Source organism: Streptococcus sp. 27098_8_70, from assembly GCF_041432215.1.
Lineage (GTDB): Bacteria > Bacillota > Bacilli > Lactobacillales > Streptococcaceae > Streptococcus > Streptococcus oralis_CP.
In genome coordinates this window covers 197,112-213,712 of the sequence record NZ_JAPVZD010000001.1, presented here as the reverse complement: position 1 = coordinate 213,712, position 16,601 = coordinate 197,112, and the positions used below count along the sequence as shown (strand labels likewise).

Sequence of the window (16,601 nt, the reverse complement as noted above, 5' to 3'; positions counted from 1 at the left end):
CTTTCTAAGTTATTAAAATGTATCTTCGTTATATTCTACTTCTGACTTCATGATAAAGGGATTGATCAATTCATGATGTTCATAAGTAGTACGGGCCAAAAAACCTCTAGCAATGATGATTTCCTTATCTTGTATGCGATAGTCTATATTGATAGGGATGGCTGGATCCGAGATAACTGATAAAACAAAGAATGCTGCAAACCAAAGGTAAAATGTCACCAATCCACTAAATATTTGAAAAATAAGGTGATACCATTGAAAATCTCTTGTTCTATAAAAGATTCTCCAAGGATGGATTAGGAAGGTCAAACAAAGAATGAAAAACCAACTATTCCACAAAATCGGCGTAAAAGATAGTCCAAAAACCAGCAACACCAAATGAAGAACCACAAAGGTCAGCAAGGTCAAATAAAGTGTCTTAAACGAAATTAACTTAGTTAGATTTTCTTTTGTCATAATTTTTCCTCTTTTTATCATTATATTTCAAAATCACCATCAATATCGCTGGAATGATGAAAAAGATTAGATAGGTAGCAATTGGAAGCCAGATGTAGCGATAATCAACAGATAATAAGGAAGGAATTTTTTTAACATTTCTCCCTTTCACCCCAACAAGTAAGTGGAGGAGAAAAATAGGTCCATTTATGTATAGAAAAGCTTTTAAAAATCCTTGTACTGAAGCCTTATTGATAAAACCATCTCTAAAAATACCTTGATAGAGTGTGTTCACCAAAAAGACAAAATTCATAATAATTGGTAAGACATAGGACATTTCTTGATATGGTTTCGGGATAAGTGACGTCCCGAACAACACATACATGATACCAAAAATAGATAATAATATTATACCACCATCCATAAAAGAAGCAATCTTTGAATGTCTTTCCAGCCACAATTGGACGTGAGCTATCAAAGAATACTTTTTCTGGATATTTCTCATTTTTCTGTCCTGTTGTTTGACCTTCTTTTTTCTCTTAATCTTTCGTTCCATTTACGCCTCCTTCTTCTCTTTTCTATCCGTATAATCAAAAGCAGAATGCCCAGCCCCAAGAAAAAGAAAAAGAGATAACTTACAATAGGGACCCAGACATAGGCTGGATCCATAGAAATTATGGGAGGGAAATTCGTTGACTTACGACATCCTAGCCAATTCAGACCTACCAAGAGATGAAAGGGAAAAAGAAGACCATTGAACCCAATAAATCCCCATGAAAAGTAACGCCATTTCTGAAGTTTATCACTACTAAAACGAAAGACAAGGAAATAGGTTGATAAGATCAGAAGGATAAGATTGAAGCTTAAGGGGGAAAGATAGTTCATGTTCGGTAATAGATAACTAATGTAAGAGGCGGCAAGAAATGATACAAACATAGATCCAAATAATACACTCGTATCCAAAAGTTGACCAATCCTTCTGTGCCTTTCCAGCCAAAGAAAAATCCTCTTAGTCCAAGAAGACTTTTCTTTTGTCTTGTACTTCATTTGCCTACTCATCTTCATTTTCATCTACTCCTTTTTTTGAGCCTTTAGAGAGAAAGAAGATTGCCAAAGTTAACATCAAGACCAGAAGGTAGACGACAATAGGAAACCAGATATAGGATGACTCCAGTGAAAACAAAGGTGAGAGAACAACTCTTCCTCTTTTTCTGACGCCAATCAGTTGAAAAATGAAGCTAAGGACATTGATATAAATAAAGGGTTCACAGAATTTTTTAAGGGTCTTTTCTTTTTTTGTTTTCACTGGTAAAAAGAAAGCATAGAGTCTATAACCCAAGATAAAAAGATTCAATTGCAAGGGAAACAAGAGTTCTCTGTACCGAAAATCAGCTGGAATGCTTTTGTTCTGTGATGTTGTGAATTCTATAACTAGGAACAAGATGATATAAAAGACAATATCAAGCATAAATTTGACAAATCGATGCCCTTGTAACCAAAAACGAACAGAATCTAACCATGTTGACTTCTTATACTTCTTCACTTTCAAATTCATAATAACTTCTCTCTATTTAAAAATATTATCTAAAACGTATAGGTGGTCCAAATTCAAAGTCAAACTTTAACATTTAAAATTTTCCAATTAAGGCTGCAATATCTATTTTAATCTCACTAAATTCTCTAAAACACCCTCTGCTTTAAGTTATCATCAACTTAACGATAAGGAATTTTCGAATTTTCTATCTCTATATCAGGATTAGCAAGTTTGAGATAAGGAGCAATATAGTCTGCATCCGTAACCTTTGGACCTAGGATAACCTTCGAATATTTCAAGGGAGCCAGATTGATGTATACAAATAAATCATATCTACCATTATCTCTTGGGCTTAATACAATATACTTCCTAAAATCTTTATAGTTAACCTTATCAAAAATCTCTAATCCAATTTCTTCTTTCTTCAAGTATTTCTCATTTGATGAGTCATTAGCATCTCTATTAATAATATTTTGTATCGCTGTATCATCTAAATTAATTAAAATACGATACTCCATTTCATACTCATAGTCTTTAACTTTAAAAAGGTAAGAAATCTTCTTCAATTTCTCAGCAAAACTTTTTAATTCTTCTTTAGCTTCTAGCTCTTTCAATTTTTTAAATATCTGTTTTAAATTATCAAGAGATTTACCAACATCTGTTTCATCTTTATTCTCTGACATTAAATCTAAATAATGAACTTTAACAAACTCTATCGATTTATGAGCAACTATATCTTCAAGATAAGACATATCATATTCAAGGAATGCTCCCCGAGATGAATCTGCATATTCCTTCCACATAGGTAAACTATCAGATACAATGGTTATAGAAGATATAAAAACATTGGAAGTTTGATATTGTTGGAAAAACGTATTATCTATACCCAAATAATCATATATTACTCTTCCTTCCATTGGGTCGTTTAACTGTTTTAGATTAGTAAGTCGTAAAAATGGAGGTTGAGTTTCAGAATTACTTTCATTTTTCCAGTCAGCTTTTATGAGAAAATTTGTTAGAGTATCAATCTTAGTATAATGTCCAAAGGAACCAATTTCTTTCAACTCATTTGCATCAACAGTCAATTTAGAACGTATATAGTATATAATCTTATCCGCTTGTTTTAAAAGTTGATTAGCTTCCGATGACAGGATAAATTCTGAATCACTTTGCTCATTTAAATAATCATTATCATACTTCTCAATTAACTTAATAGCTTGGTTGCGGATGATATCCGAATCATTTTCTTCTGCTATCTTTCGAACAACATCAATCGAATCTTTAATTACAACATCAAAGCGTCTTGACACAAAATCCAAATATTTCCCAACAGAATCAGATTGAGGGTTATTGATATAATGATTATTAATTGTCTTTAAGTGATCAAATTGAAAAATTGAAACAAGCTCATCTAATCGAAAATACCCATATATATCATTTTCAAAACCATTATTTTCCAATATAAATCTGATCAATGATTCATATTTCCTCTTAAAATAAATTCTTCTTTCTTCTGGTAAACTATTTTGTTCAAATAATTGATTAAGAACTATAAGTATGCTAAAAGCGAGTGATTTAGTTCCCTCAAAACCATCATCTAACACTAATTCAAGGATTCTTAAAAAATAACTTTCATCTTCAAATAATATAGAATATTCTTCATATTCCATTGTAAAGAATAAATATCTATACAAAATAATGAAATATTCAAGACTTTCAAACCAATCAAATGACTGGACATTATTTAATAATATTTTATTTAGTATAACTAATATATTTTTTGCTGCGGTCTTACCTATTTTTTCTATTAAATTCATACAAACATACAGAACCTTGTCTGCATATTTTAATTGTTCTTCTTCAGATAAATCTAGATATTGATTTATAAAATTTTCAAGTTCGTATTTCAGTTTATTTTCGTCCAACGAGTCAAAATGATTCTTTAATTCAAATTCACTAAATTCACCTGTAAAATAATTTAACTCTCCCATTATATTTCCTTCTATAATACTACCCCAACGCCTTGACTTCCAACATCATATCGCGAATCTGTGCAGCCAATTCAAAATCAAGTACTTCGACGGCTTCTTGCATTTGTTTCTCTAGTTTCTTGACGAGTTCTTTGCGCTCTTGTTTGTTGAGGCTGTTGATATCGACTTCCTTGTCCTCTTCCTTGGCAACTGCCTTAGTTACAGCAATCAGGTCACGGATTTCCTTCTTAATGGTTTGTGGAACGATACCATGCTCTTCATTATAAGCCATCTGGATTTTCCGACGGCGGGCTGTTTCATCGATAGCACGTTGCATAGACTGAGTCATGGTATCAGCATACATGATGACATGCCCTTCACTATTGCGGGCGGCACGTCCAATGGTCTGGATGAGGCCACGTTCGTTACGTAGGAATCCTTCCTTGTCGGCATCGAGAATGGCTACTAAACTTACTTCAGGAACGTCAATCCCTTCACGGAGCAGGTTGATTCCGACCAAGACATCAAAAACACCCAAGCGTAGGTCACGGATAATCTCCGTCCGTTCCAAGGTTTTGATATCCGAGTGCATATACTTGACCTTGATGCCCATTTCTTTGAAGTAGTCGGTTAAGTCTTCAGCCATTTTCTTTGTCAAAGTGGTGATAAAGGTTCGTTCATTCTTTTCAACACGGGCATTGATTTCACCTAGGAGGTCATCAATCTGTCCCATAGTCGGACGGACTTCCACCTCTGGGTCTAGAAGTCCTGTCGGACGAATGATTTGCTCAATTACTGTCTCGGTCTGTTCATTTTCATAGTCACCAGGTGTCGCTGAAACGTAAACAATCTGATGAACATGACTCTCAAACTCCTCACGGCGTAAAGGACGATTGTCCAGGGCTGACGGTAAACGAAAACCATAATTAACCAGCATTTCCTTACGTGAACGGTCTCCATTGTACATGCCCTTAATCTGCCCCATAGTCATGTGACTTTCATCAATCATGATTAAGAAATCATCTGGGAAGAAATCAAGAAGCGTATAAGGAGGCTCTCCTTCGCTACGACCATCCATGTGACGAGAATAGTTTTCAACACCGTTGGTATAACCCATCTCACGCAGCATTTCGATATCGTACTCTGTCCGCTGTTTCAAACGCTGAGCTTCTAGCAGTTTGCCTTCCTTTTCAAAGACAGCCAACTGCTCCTCCAACTCTGCCTGAATCTTAGCAATCGCAACCTCCATGTGGTCGTCATTGGTCACAAAGTGAGTGGCAGGGAAAATCGCCAAATGATCCACTTCTCCCAATACCTGACCTGTCAAAGCCTCAACTTCACGGATACGATCAATCTCATCCCCGAAAAACTCTACTCGAAAAGCGTGTTCATCACGGGAAGCTGGGAAAATCTCCACCACATCCCCGCGAACGCGAAATCTTCCCCGTTGGAAATCAATATCATTACGTTCAAACTGGATATCCACCAAATCATTCAAGAGTTTATCACGAGAAATCTCAAGACCTGGACGGAGACTAACGACACTATCAGCGTATTCCTTGGGCGAACCCAAACCATAGATACAAGAGACAGAAGCTACGACGATGACATCATTGCGCTCCAGAAGTGCTGAAGTCGCTGAGTGTCGAAGCTTGTCAATCTCATCATTGACAGAGCTATCCTTTTCAATATAAGTATCACTCGAAGGGACATAGGCCTCAGGTTGGTAATAATCATAGTAAGACACAAAGTACTCAACAGCATTTTCAGGGAAAAATTCCTTGAACTCCCCATAGAGCTGACCAGCTAGGGTTTTGTTATGGGCAATGACCAAAGTTGGTTTATTGACTTTGGAAATGACCTGACTCATGGTATAGGTCTTCCCTGTACCCGTCGCCCCCATCAGAATCTGAGCCTTCTCTCCACCCTCGATATTGTCAACCAACTGCTCAATCGCTTGGGGTTGATCTCCTGAAGGTTCATATTTTGATACTAGTTTAAATTTATTATCTGTAATTCTATTAATCATGATTGCCTCATCTGCATTTTTCTATCCTTCTATTTTACCATAAATTTACTTTTCAGACTCTTCTCTAAGTTGATAAGAGTGGGTATTTCATGTTAGATTTCCTTACATAAAATCCATAAAATTTGCCTTTTCATTCATTTTCTGATATAATGGGAAAATATTCGGAAAAGGAGACTAAAAATGAAGAAAAAAATACTAGCATGTTTGCTCATTTTATTTCCCATTTTCTCACTAGGTATGGCAAAAGCTGATACTGTTAAGATTGTGTCTGATACAGCTTACGCACCTTTTGAGTTTAAAGATTCAGATCAAACCTATAAAGGGATTGATGTTGATATTATCAATAAAGTCGCAGAAATCAAAGGATGGAATATCCAAATGTCTTATCCTGGCTTTGATGCAGCTGTAAATGCGGTGCAGTCAGGTCAAGCAGATGCTATTATGGCAGGTATGACAAAAACAAAAGAACGTGAAAATGTCTTTACCATGTCTGATACCTATTATGATACAAAAGTTGTCATTGCTACCACAAAGGCAAATAAAATCACCAAATATGAGGAACTTAGCGGAAAAACAGTTGGAGTTAAGAACGGAACTGCCGCTCAACGTTTCCTCGAAAGTATCAAAGATAAATACGGTTTCTCTATTAAAACCTTTGATACAGGTGATTTGATGAATAACAGTCTAAGTGCTGGTGCTGTAAATGCCATCATGGATGATAAACCTGTTATTGAGTATGCGATTAACCAAGGACAAGATCTCAGCATCAATATGGATGGTGAGGCTGTTGGAAGCTTTGCTTTTGGTGTCAAGAAAGGGAGCAAGTATGAACACTTGGTTACCGAGTTTAACGAAGCCCTAGCACAAATGAAGAAAGATGGTAGCTTGGAGCAAATCATCCAAAAATGGACAGCTTCTACAACTACGGCAACCCCAACGACAACTACTGCTGCTGGACAAAAAGCTACTCCAGTGAAAAGCAAATACATTATTGCCAGTGACTCATCTTTCGCCCCATTCGTCTTTCAAAATTCAAGCAATCAATACACTGGTATTGATATGGACCTCATCAAGGCCATTGCCAAAGATCAAGGTTTTGAAATTGAGATTACCAACCCAGGATTTGACGCAGCCATTAGTGCTGTTCAAGCAGGACAAGCAGATGGTATCATTGCTGGTATGTCTGTAACAGATGCCCGTAAGGAAACCTTCGACTTCTCAGAATCATACTACACAGCAAATACGATTCTTGGTGTGAAAGAATCAAGCACCATTGCTTCTTATGAAGACCTCAAGGATAAAACTGTCGGTGTTAAAAACGGAACTGCTTCTCAAACGTTCCTTACTGAGAACCAAAGCAAATACGGTTATAAGATTAAAACCTTTGCAGATGGCGCATCTATGTATGACAGTCTGAATACTGGAGCTATTGATGCCGTGATGGATGATGAGCCAGTTCTCAAATATTCTATCAGCCAAGGTCAAAAATTGAAAACACCAATCGCTGGAACTCCAATCGGTGAAACTGGCTTTGCGGTTAAAAAAGGAACAAATCCTGAATTGATCCAGATGTTCAATAATGGACTTGCCAACCTCAAAGCTAACGGAGAATTCCAAAAGATTCTTGACAAGTATCTAGCTAGTGAAACTTCAACTGATTCTACAAGTACGGTTGACGAAACAACTATCTGGGGCTTGATTCAAAACAACTACAAACAACTTCTTAGTGGACTTGGAATCACTCTTGCTCTAGCGCTTATCTCATTTGCAATTGCCATTGTCATCGGTATTATCTTTGGTATGTTTAGCGTTAGTCCATACAAATCTCTTCGTCTGATCTCTGAGATTTTCGTTGACGTTATCCGCGGTATTCCATTGATGATTCTTGCAGCCTTTATCTTCTGGGGAATTCCAAACTTCATCGAGTCCATCACAGGCCAACAAAGTCCAATTAACGACTTTGTAGCTGGTACTATTGCCCTCTCACTCAATGCGGCAGCTTATATCGCTGAAATTGTTCGTGGTGGGATCCAGGCTGTTCCAGTTGGGCAAATGGAGGCCAGCCGCAGTCTTGGTATCTCTTATGGAAAAACCATGCGTAAGATTATCTTGCCACAAGCGACTAAATTGATGTTGCCAAACTTCGTCAACCAATTCGTTATCGCTCTTAAAGATACAACCATCGTATCTGCTATCGGTCTGGTGGAACTTTTCCAAACTGGTAAGATTATCATCGCCCGTAACTACCAAAGTTTCAAGATGTATGCAATCCTTGCTATCTTCTATCTTGTAATTATCACGCTTTTGACTAGACTAGCGAAACGCTTAGAAAAGAGGATTCGTTAATGGCAAAACTAAAAATTGATGTAAATGATTTGCATAAGTATTATGGAAAAAATGAAGTCTTAAAAGGCATTACTACTAAGTTCTATGAAGGAGATGTTGTCTGTATCATCGGTCCTTCTGGTTCTGGTAAATCTACTTTCCTCCGCAGCCTTAACCTTCTCGAGGAGGTAACGAGCGGTCACATCACAGTGAATGGTTATGATCTGACTGAAAAATCAACCAATGTCGACCATGTTCGCGAGAACGTCGGAATGGTCTTCCAACACTTCAACCTCTTCCCACACATGTCAGTCCTAGAAAATATCACTTTTGCACCTATTGAACACAAACGAATGACCAAAGAAGAAGCTGAAAAATTGGGGATGGAGTTGCTGGAGAAAGTCGGTCTTGCAGACAAGGCTAATGCTAATCCAGATAGCCTTTCAGGTGGTCAGAAACAACGTGTAGCTATCGCTCGTGGACTTGCCATGAATCCTGATATCATGCTCTTTGATGAGCCAACTTCCGCTCTGGACCCTGAAATGGTTGGAGATGTACTGAATGTTATGAAGGAATTGGCGGAACAAGGCATGACCATGATTATCGTAACCCATGAGATGGGATTTGCTCGTCAGGTGGCTAACCGTGTTATCTTTACGGCTGATGGTGAATTCCTGGAAGATGGAACTCCAGATCAAATCTTTGACAACCCGCAGCACCCTCGTTTAAAAGAGTTCTTGGATAAGGTCTTAAATGTATAAAACAAAACTGTAAGGTTCTCCTTACAGTTTTTTAATTGCGTATTGGATTTTTTGTTTTTTTTGAAAATTATGATAAAATAAAAACTATGATAATGAGGAAATCTCATCCCTAGTCCAACTAGGAAAAAATATAGAAATTAGGTAGCTAGATGTCATCAAAGGTTATTGTTACAATTTTCGGTGCGAGTGGAGATTTAGCTAAACGCAAACTCTACCCTTCCCTTTTCAGACTCTATAAATCAGGCAATCTCTCTGAACATTTTGCTGTTATCGGAACAGCTCGTAGACCTTGGAGTAAGGAATATTTTGAATCTGTAGTTGTCGAGTCCATCCTTGATTTGGCAGATAGTACCGAGCAAGCCCAAGAATTTGCTAGCCATTTCTACTATCAAAGCCATGATGTGAATGATACGGAACATTACATTGCTCTGCGTCAATTACAAGCTGAGCTAAATGAAAAATACCAAGCTGAACACAATAAGCTCTTCTTCTTGTCTATGGCACCTCAGTTCTTTGGAACTATTGCCAAGCACCTCAAATCTGAAAACATTGTCGATGGTAAAGGTTTTGAGCGCTTGATCGTTGAGAAACCATTTGGTACAGACTACGAAACAGCTAGCAAACTCAATGAAGATCTCCTTGCGGCCTTTGATGAAGAGCAAATCTACCGTATCGACCATTACCTAGGTAAAGAGATGATTCAGAGTATCTTTGCTGTTCGTTTTGCCAACATGATCTTTGAGAATGTTTGGAATCGCGAACACATCGATAATGTTCAGATTACCTTTGCAGAGCGCTTGGGTGTAGAAGAACGCGGTGGCTACTATGATCAATCTGGTGCCCTTCGTGATATGGTGCAAAACCATACTCTTCAACTCCTCTCTCTTCTAGCCATGGACAAACCAGCTAGCTTTACAAAGGATGAGATTCGTGCTGAAAAGATAAAAGTCTTTAAAAACCTCTATCATCCAACTGAGGAAGAATTGAAAGAACAGTTTATCCGTGGTCAATATCGCTCTGGTAAAATCGATGGCATGAAATACATTTCCTATCGTAGCGAGCCAAACGTCGATCCTGAATCTACAACAGAAACCTTTGCATCTGGTGCCTTCTTTGTAGACAGCGATCGCTTCCGTGGTGTTCCCTTCTTTTTCCGTACAGGGAAACGCCTGACGGAAAAAGGAACTCACGTTAATATCGTCTTTAAGCAAATGGATTCTATCTTTGGAGAACCACTTGCTCCAAACATTTTGACAATCTATATCCAACCAACTGAAGGATTCTCTCTCAGCCTCAATGGGAAGCAAGTCGGAGAAGAATTCAACCTGGCTCCAAGCTCTCTGGATTACCGTACAGATGCTACTGCTACTGGAGCCTCACCAGACCCATACGAGAAATTAATCTACGATGTCTTGAATAACAACTCTACCAATTTTAGCCACTGGGATGAGGTAAGTGCTTCGTGGAAATTGATTGACCGTATCGAAAAGCTCTGGGATGAAAACGGAGCTCCACTCTACGATTATAAAGCTGGAAGCATGGGGCCACAAGCTAGCTTTGACTTACTTGAGAAGTATGGAGCCAAATGGACCTGGCAACCAGATATCGCCTATCGTGAAGATGGCCGTTTAGAATAGCAAAAATATCCTGCAAGATTGACTTGCAGGATATTTATTTTGTATTAAATCAAGCCTTCTAAGAGACCCTTCATAAAGTTTTCTGAGTTAAATTCCCCAATATCATCGATTTTTTCACCGAAACCGATCAATTTTACAGGGATATTGAGTTCTTCTCTGATAGCCAGTACAACACCACCTCGGGCAGTTCCGTCAATTTTTGTCAAAACAATTCCAGTCAATGGTGTTATCTTAGAAAATTCCTTAGCTTGCACCAAGGCATTCTGTCCAGTTGAAGCATCAAGGGCAAGGAAGGTTTCATGTGGCGCCTCTGGCACGACACGCTTGATGATGCGACCAATCTTTTCCAACTCAGCCATAAGGTTGTCCTTGTTTTGCAGACGACCTGCTGTATCAATCATGAGAATATCAATCCCTTCAGCTACAGCACGTTCCATCCCATCAAAGACCACACTAGCAGGGTCAGCCTTTTCTGGTCCCGTCACAACAGGAACATCCACACGTCGACCCCATTCAGCTAGCTGGGCCACAGCACCCGCACGGAAGGTATCTGCTGCAACCAGCATGACTTTCTTGCCAGCTTGATTGTAGCGATGAGCCAATTTCCCGATAGAAGTTGTCTTCCCAACACCATTAACACCAACAAAGAGCATGACGGTCAAACCATCTTGGAAGTGGATTTGTTCATCGTAGTTGCCATCCTTCTCATAAAGTTCAACCAATTTCTCGATAATAACACGACGAAGTGCGTCAGGCTTCTTAGCGTTTTCGAGTTTAGCTTCATAGCGTAGTTCTTCTGTTAAGTTTGAAGCGACCTGCACACCGACGTCGCTCATGATGAGCAGTTCTTCCAATTCCTCGAAGAATTCTTCATCGACAGAACGGAAGTTGGCAAAGAAGGCATTCAAACGAGCACCGAATCCTGTACGGGTTTTCTTGAGACTGCGGTCATATTTTTCCTGTACGGTTTCTTCAACCTGAGGAAGTTCTTCTTCTACTACTTCAGAAGCTAACCCTTCTTCGAACTCTACAGTTTCTTGGTTCTCTTCTTCTAGAATTTCTTCCGGCTCTTGGAATTGTTCCAATTCATCAGATTCTAGCTCAACCTCTTCCTGAGCAGTTTCTTCGACTGCTTCTGGTTCAATCACTTCTTCTGTTGAGACTTGAGGAATTTCTTCTTGAGCGGGTGTTTCTTCCACTTTGTCTCTTGCTGTCTCTTCCTGAGAAGTTTCTTCGACTGCCGTTTGGTTCTCTTCAACCTCTTCTGACAAATCAAGATTTTCCAGTGCTTCTTTTACAATATCTTCGATTTTCGGCTCTTCTTTTTTTCCGAATAGACGGTCAAATAATCCCATATTTTAGTTCTCCTTTAGCACGTATTCTTCGATAGCCCAGGCAACGGCTTCCTCGTCGTTGGTCATTGGGGTAATCACATTGGCAACTTCCTTAACTGCTGGAACAGCATTTTGCATAGCAACTCCCAGACCTGCCCATTCAATCATGGAAAGGTCATTGGCCTCGTCCCCACAAGCCATGACTTGACTTTGGTCGATTCCCAAGTGTTTAATTAATTTCGCTAAACCTGTTGCCTTGTGGACGTTTTTCGGCGACCATTCCAATAAGAGTTCACGCGATTTGAAGATTTCATATTGGTCAAACAATTCTGGAGAAATCTGTTGAATCGCTGCATCCAAAGGTTCTTGGGCAAAAGCAGTCACGCATTTATTATACGTCATCTGACTAGATAGATCTTCAAAAGCGACAGGTACGAAAGTCAGGGCTGGGTTGAACTTAGCATAGAGACTTTCTTGGTCTGACTGGATTTGATAGACGGTTCCTTCTGAAATAGCATCTAACGGTAATCCGAGTTTTTCAGTTTCCTCGTACAAGCGTGCCACATCGTCGATTGAAAAGACGGTTTTATCGAGAATCTCCCCTGTATTTTTCTGTACTAGACCACCATTAAAGGTGATGGTGTACTCATCCTCCTGACCATCAGTCCCTAGCTCATGGAGAAAGAAATCCATAGCCTTCAGAGGACGTCCCGTTGTCAGAACGACCTTGATGTCACGGTCACGCGCAGCTTTGAGGACCGCCTTGGTACGATCTGTCAGCTTTTTATCCGTTGTCAGCAAAGTACCGTCCAAATCCAGTGCAATCAATTTAATATCTGCCATTACAAACCCTCCATATAAGCCATCACTGATTGGTCCTTATGGTGGCCAATCACTGCTTCTGCTAATTCTAAAATTTCTGGTCGCGCATTTTCAGGAGCGATGGGGTGCCCCACTACCTGCATCATGTGAAGGTCATTGAGATTATCGCCAAAAGCCATAACCTGATCCATGGTCAGACCAAGTTTTTTTGCCAGCTCAACAATAGCTACACCCTTATCAACATAGTCCAAGACAATATCAATGGATTCAAAACCAGTTGTCATGGCTTTCACACCAGGAACATTTTCATTTACCCAGGCCTCACCAGCTTCTATCGTATCTTCTGTGAAGTTAGTGGTGAATTTAAAAATCTCATCCGTGATCTCTTCCAAACGTGCTATTTTTTGAATATTTTCATTGTAGTGACTACTTAACTTAAGATAAGTTTCATCCACTGTGTCCAAAACATAACAAGCTTTTTTCCCAGTCAGTAGCATTTTTCTTTCATCAAAATAGGGCGATTTCTTTAAAGCTTCAAAAGTGTTCAAGTAAAAGTCGCGAGGCATAGTAGCCTCATACATATCCTCACCATGAAACTCAACATAGCTCCCATTTTCAGCTATAAAAATCACTTCATCACGCACATCAGCAAACAACTTTTTCAGGGACAGGATACCACGACCTGAAGCCACTGCAAAATAAATCCCCTTTTCCTTGTAGGAAACAAGTACGTTTTTGAGGCGTTCCATATCAAACCGACCCTCTCCATCTAGAAAGGTTCCATCCATATCGGTTGCTACAAGTTTAATCATAAAATCCTTCATTCTCCAATTGATAAATCTACCTTCTATTATACCATAGATAAGCTAAAAAAGGACTTGTACAGTAGGATTGGCAACTGTATTGCCGTGCTTTTTCGGTAAAGTCGAAAAGGGCTTAAAAATTAGAATCGTAGAACTTTTTTCAGATAGTTTAAAAAGTTTGTATTCCCCTACCCTTTTCTCTATAATGGAGAGAAAGGAGATGACTATGACAGAAATAAAACATGAAATTGATGCTAACTTTGCAGGCCGACTCAATATCCTACGCGCAGGTGTTCTAGGAGCCAATGATGGAATTATTTCCATTGCTGGAGTCGTTATCGGTGTTGCCAGTGCGACAAGCAATATCTGGATTATCTTTTTATCAGGATTGGCCGCTATCCTTGCTGGTGCTTTTTCTATGGCAGGCGGCGAATATGTCTCTGTATCCACTCAGAAAGACACGGAAGAAGCCGCTGTTGCTAGAGAGCAATTACTCTTGGATAAAAACATCGAATCTGCAAAACAATCCCTCTATGCTGCTTACTTACAAAATGGTGAGTGTGAAACGTCAGCCCAACTCTTGACCAACAAGGCCTTTTTAAAGAATCCACTCAAAGCCTTGGTTGAGGAAAAATACGGTATCGAGTACGAAGAATTTACCAATCCTTGGCATGCTGCAATCTCTAGCTTTATCGCCTTTGTACTGGGAAGTCTTCCTCCCATGCTTTCGATCACTGTCTTTCCAAGTGATTATCGCATTCCTGCTACTGTTTTTATCGTTGCCCTTTCCCTTCTCGTCACTGGCTATACCAGTGCTAAACTAGGCAAGGCACCTACGAAAACTGCTATGATCCGTAACCTCTGTATCGGACTTCTCACCATGGGAGTGACTTACCTGTTTGGACAACTCTTCAGCATTTAAGATAAAGAAATACCTCGATGAATATCGAGGTATCTTTTTTTTACATTTGCACAATCTTGCGATAGCTTCTTGAGGTAATCATAAAGATTAAGACATAGACGATGAGGAAGATAGCACAGATGGATAAAGTGACAGTCAACATCATGGTCGCATCTAGCACCCCAATTACTTTTAGGATGAGGCTAAGCATATGATAGGCAAAGGCAAGGTGTAGGAAGGCAAAGAGCAATGGGAGGAAGAAAACAGTTAGGACCTGTTTATTGATGGTTTGCTTGATTTGCTTTTGATCGAGACCGACTTTTTGCAAAATGATAAAGCGTTCACGATCTTCATAGCCTTCAGAGATTTGTTTGTAGTAGATGACAAGAACCGTTCCCACCATAAAGATGATAGAGAGGAAGATACCGATGAAGAAAACTCCACCAAAGAGAGCACTCATCTGCGCACTACTATCAGCCAGATTGCTTCCGTAAACATAGCTTCCTTCTTTGTTTAGTTCTCTATTAAAGTTGTTAACGAATTTTGAATAGTCATCTGCAATTTTAAGCTGCTCTTCCTCACTAGCCGTTACATTCATACCACCATAGTATTGATTAAAGATGGAAGAATTAGGATGCTGGTCAAGAAAGGCTTTCAAGTCAGGAACAACCAAATAGTTATAATCCGAAGTTAGAATATTGTACTGATTTGGGACATGTTCAAGAATAAAATCTTTTTTGATTTCTTCTTTGATCGTGTAGGTCTGGTCATTCAGAGTCAGTTCTTTTTGACCTTGAAGTTGCTTGTTTTGAGCAAACAATCCAACTCCCTTACCTGAAAGTGCAAGTTTCTGTCCTGTCATATTCTCATAGTCTTTTTGGTCAAAGACCATAAAAATAGTTTTCGGTTGAACACGATTTTGACCTTTCTCAAAAATTGTCAATTTCGTACCTTCTTGATTTGCCACACCAAAGTTACTGTATGTAAGGACTTCTTTCTTTGTGACAGTCAATCCTTTTTCACTAGCATACTGGCTCAAGAGTTTTTCGATATCTTCTTTTTCAACATTCTGTCCTGTAATCCCAAAATCATGTGGATTCATGACCTTCTTGAAGTTTTCTGATGCCTTAAAGATACTTGTTGCAGCAGACATAGTCACTAAGACCATGGTTGAGAGAATAGCAATCGTCGCCAGACCAACCGCATTTTTCTTCATACGGAAAATGAGATTGGATACGGAAATCATGTTGTTGGGTTGGTAATAATAACGCTTGTTTTTCTTTAAGATTTGTAAGAAAACTGTAATCCCTGCATTGAAGAGAAGATAAGTTCCCAAAATTACTAACAAAACTGCTACGAAGAAAATCAGAACAGCAGAAAGTGGGTTTTCGACTGTTACTGCTAGATAGTAACCCGCTCCCAAACTAATCAGACCTAGAATGGTTTGGACACCTAAGAAACGTCCTTTTTTCTCACCACTGGCTTTTTCACGAGAGAGCTGAAGGGCATTCATGCGTGCGATGCGAAAGGCATTGATAAAAATTAGACCTAGGAAGATAACCCCAAAGACGATGAGAACTAGGATAAAGACAATTGGTTGGAAAGTCGAAACGAGCTCTACCTTCATATTCATTAACTTCAAAAGGAGGGCAAAGATTAGCTTATCAAAGAGAGCTCCTAGACCGAGACCAGCTGTCAAGGTTAAGGAACCAAAAATAAGAAGCTCCTTAAAAACCATACTGATCAAATGGCGCTTTTCAAGCCCCAGCATACCATATACACCCAACTCCTTGGAACGGTTCTTCATGACAAAACTATTGGCATAAAGGACAATAATTCCAGAAGCGATGGTAACAACCACCATACCGAGAGCGAGGGTCATAGAGATAGTTTCTCCCCCTCGTATCTTGCCAATATTAGGATTAAGTGACAGTGAGTAAAAGAGATAGGTGATGGTCACTGCTAAGAGAACAGCAAGGGCAAAGGGATAGTAGAGTTTGCGGTTTTTAATCAAGTTGGATGCCGCTAACTTATTGGTTAATCGGAACAT

12 protein-coding genes are annotated in these 16,601 nt (G+C 39.1%); 4 read left to right on the top strand and 8 right to left on the bottom strand.

Annotated elements, in window-relative coordinates:
* Positions 1-12 precede the first annotated feature (12 nt).
* From O3655_RS00990 to uvrB, 4 genes are all read right to left on the bottom strand, one after another.
* Positions 13-456 carry a hypothetical protein gene (locus O3655_RS00990; protein WP_042902217.1) on the bottom strand — a complete coding sequence of 148 codons (444 nt, stop codon included), beginning with the start codon at positions 454-456 and terminating at the stop codon, positions 13-15.
* Complete coding sequence (locus O3655_RS00985) at positions 434-991, bottom strand: hypothetical protein (RefSeq protein WP_042902216.1); 558 nt, start codon at positions 989-991, stop codon at positions 434-436. The genes O3655_RS00990 and O3655_RS00985 overlap by 23 nt, the downstream gene beginning before the upstream one ends.
* A gap of 1,157 nt (positions 992-2,148) precedes the next feature.
* A complete protein-coding gene (locus tag O3655_RS00980) occupies positions 2,149-3,960 on the bottom strand; it encodes a DUF2971 domain-containing protein (RefSeq protein WP_042902212.1) in 1,812 nt (603 codons plus the stop codon).
* 19 nt (positions 3,961-3,979) lie between these two features.
* A complete protein-coding gene (uvrB, locus tag O3655_RS00975) occupies positions 3,980-5,968 on the bottom strand; it encodes an excinuclease ABC subunit UvrB (protein ID WP_308687854.1) in 1,989 nt (662 codons plus the stop codon).
* 180 nt (positions 5,969-6,148) lie between these two features.
* Between uvrB and O3655_RS00970 the strand changes: the two genes are divergently transcribed.
* The 3 genes from O3655_RS00970 (at position 6,149) to zwf (ending at position 10,691) form a co-directional block, all read left to right on the top strand.
* A complete protein-coding gene (locus tag O3655_RS00970) occupies positions 6,149-8,314 on the top strand; it encodes an ABC transporter substrate-binding protein/permease (protein ID WP_371641100.1) in 2,166 nt (721 codons plus the stop codon).
* A complete protein-coding gene (locus O3655_RS00965; protein ID WP_001096337.1) occupies positions 8,314-9,054 on the top strand; it encodes an amino acid ABC transporter ATP-binding protein in 741 nt (246 codons plus the stop codon). The genes O3655_RS00970 and O3655_RS00965 overlap by 1 nt, the downstream gene beginning before the upstream one ends.
* Positions 9,055-9,203: 149 nt before the next feature.
* Positions 9,204-10,691, top strand: a complete 1,488-nt coding sequence (zwf, locus tag O3655_RS00960) for a glucose-6-phosphate dehydrogenase (RefSeq protein ID WP_000096116.1) — start codon at positions 9,204-9,206, stop codon at positions 10,689-10,691.
* Positions 10,692-10,735: 44 nt separating this feature from the next.
* Here zwf and ftsY read toward each other — a convergent pair whose 3' ends face one another.
* The 3 genes from ftsY to O3655_RS00945 are packed head-to-tail and all read right to left on the bottom strand — an operon-like array spanning position 10,736 to position 13,659.
* Positions 10,736-12,046 (bottom strand): signal recognition particle-docking protein FtsY, encoded by a 1,311-nt coding sequence (gene ftsY, locus O3655_RS00955; RefSeq protein WP_042902208.1) that lies wholly within the window; start codon positions 12,044-12,046, stop codon positions 10,736-10,738.
* Positions 12,047-12,049: 3 nt separating this feature from the next.
* Entirely contained in the window at positions 12,050-12,868 is an 819-nt protein-coding gene (locus tag O3655_RS00950; protein ID WP_000763413.1) for a Cof-type HAD-IIB family hydrolase, read from the bottom strand.
* Entirely contained in the window at positions 12,868-13,659 is a 792-nt protein-coding gene (locus tag O3655_RS00945; RefSeq protein ID WP_042902584.1) for a Cof-type HAD-IIB family hydrolase, read from the bottom strand. Before O3655_RS00945 ends, O3655_RS00950 begins: the two co-directional genes overlap by 1 nt.
* 217 nt (positions 13,660-13,876) lie before the next feature.
* On the opposite strand from O3655_RS00945, the gene O3655_RS00940 reads away from it, so the two are divergent.
* A complete protein-coding gene (locus O3655_RS00940) occupies positions 13,877-14,572 on the top strand; it encodes a VIT family protein (protein WP_042902207.1) in 696 nt (231 codons plus the stop codon).
* A gap of 40 nt (positions 14,573-14,612) precedes the next feature.
* Here the strand turns inward: O3655_RS00940 and O3655_RS00935 are convergent, their stop codons facing one another.
* Entirely contained in the window at positions 14,613-16,601 is a 1,989-nt protein-coding gene (locus O3655_RS00935; RefSeq protein ID WP_268703293.1) for an ABC transporter permease, read from the bottom strand.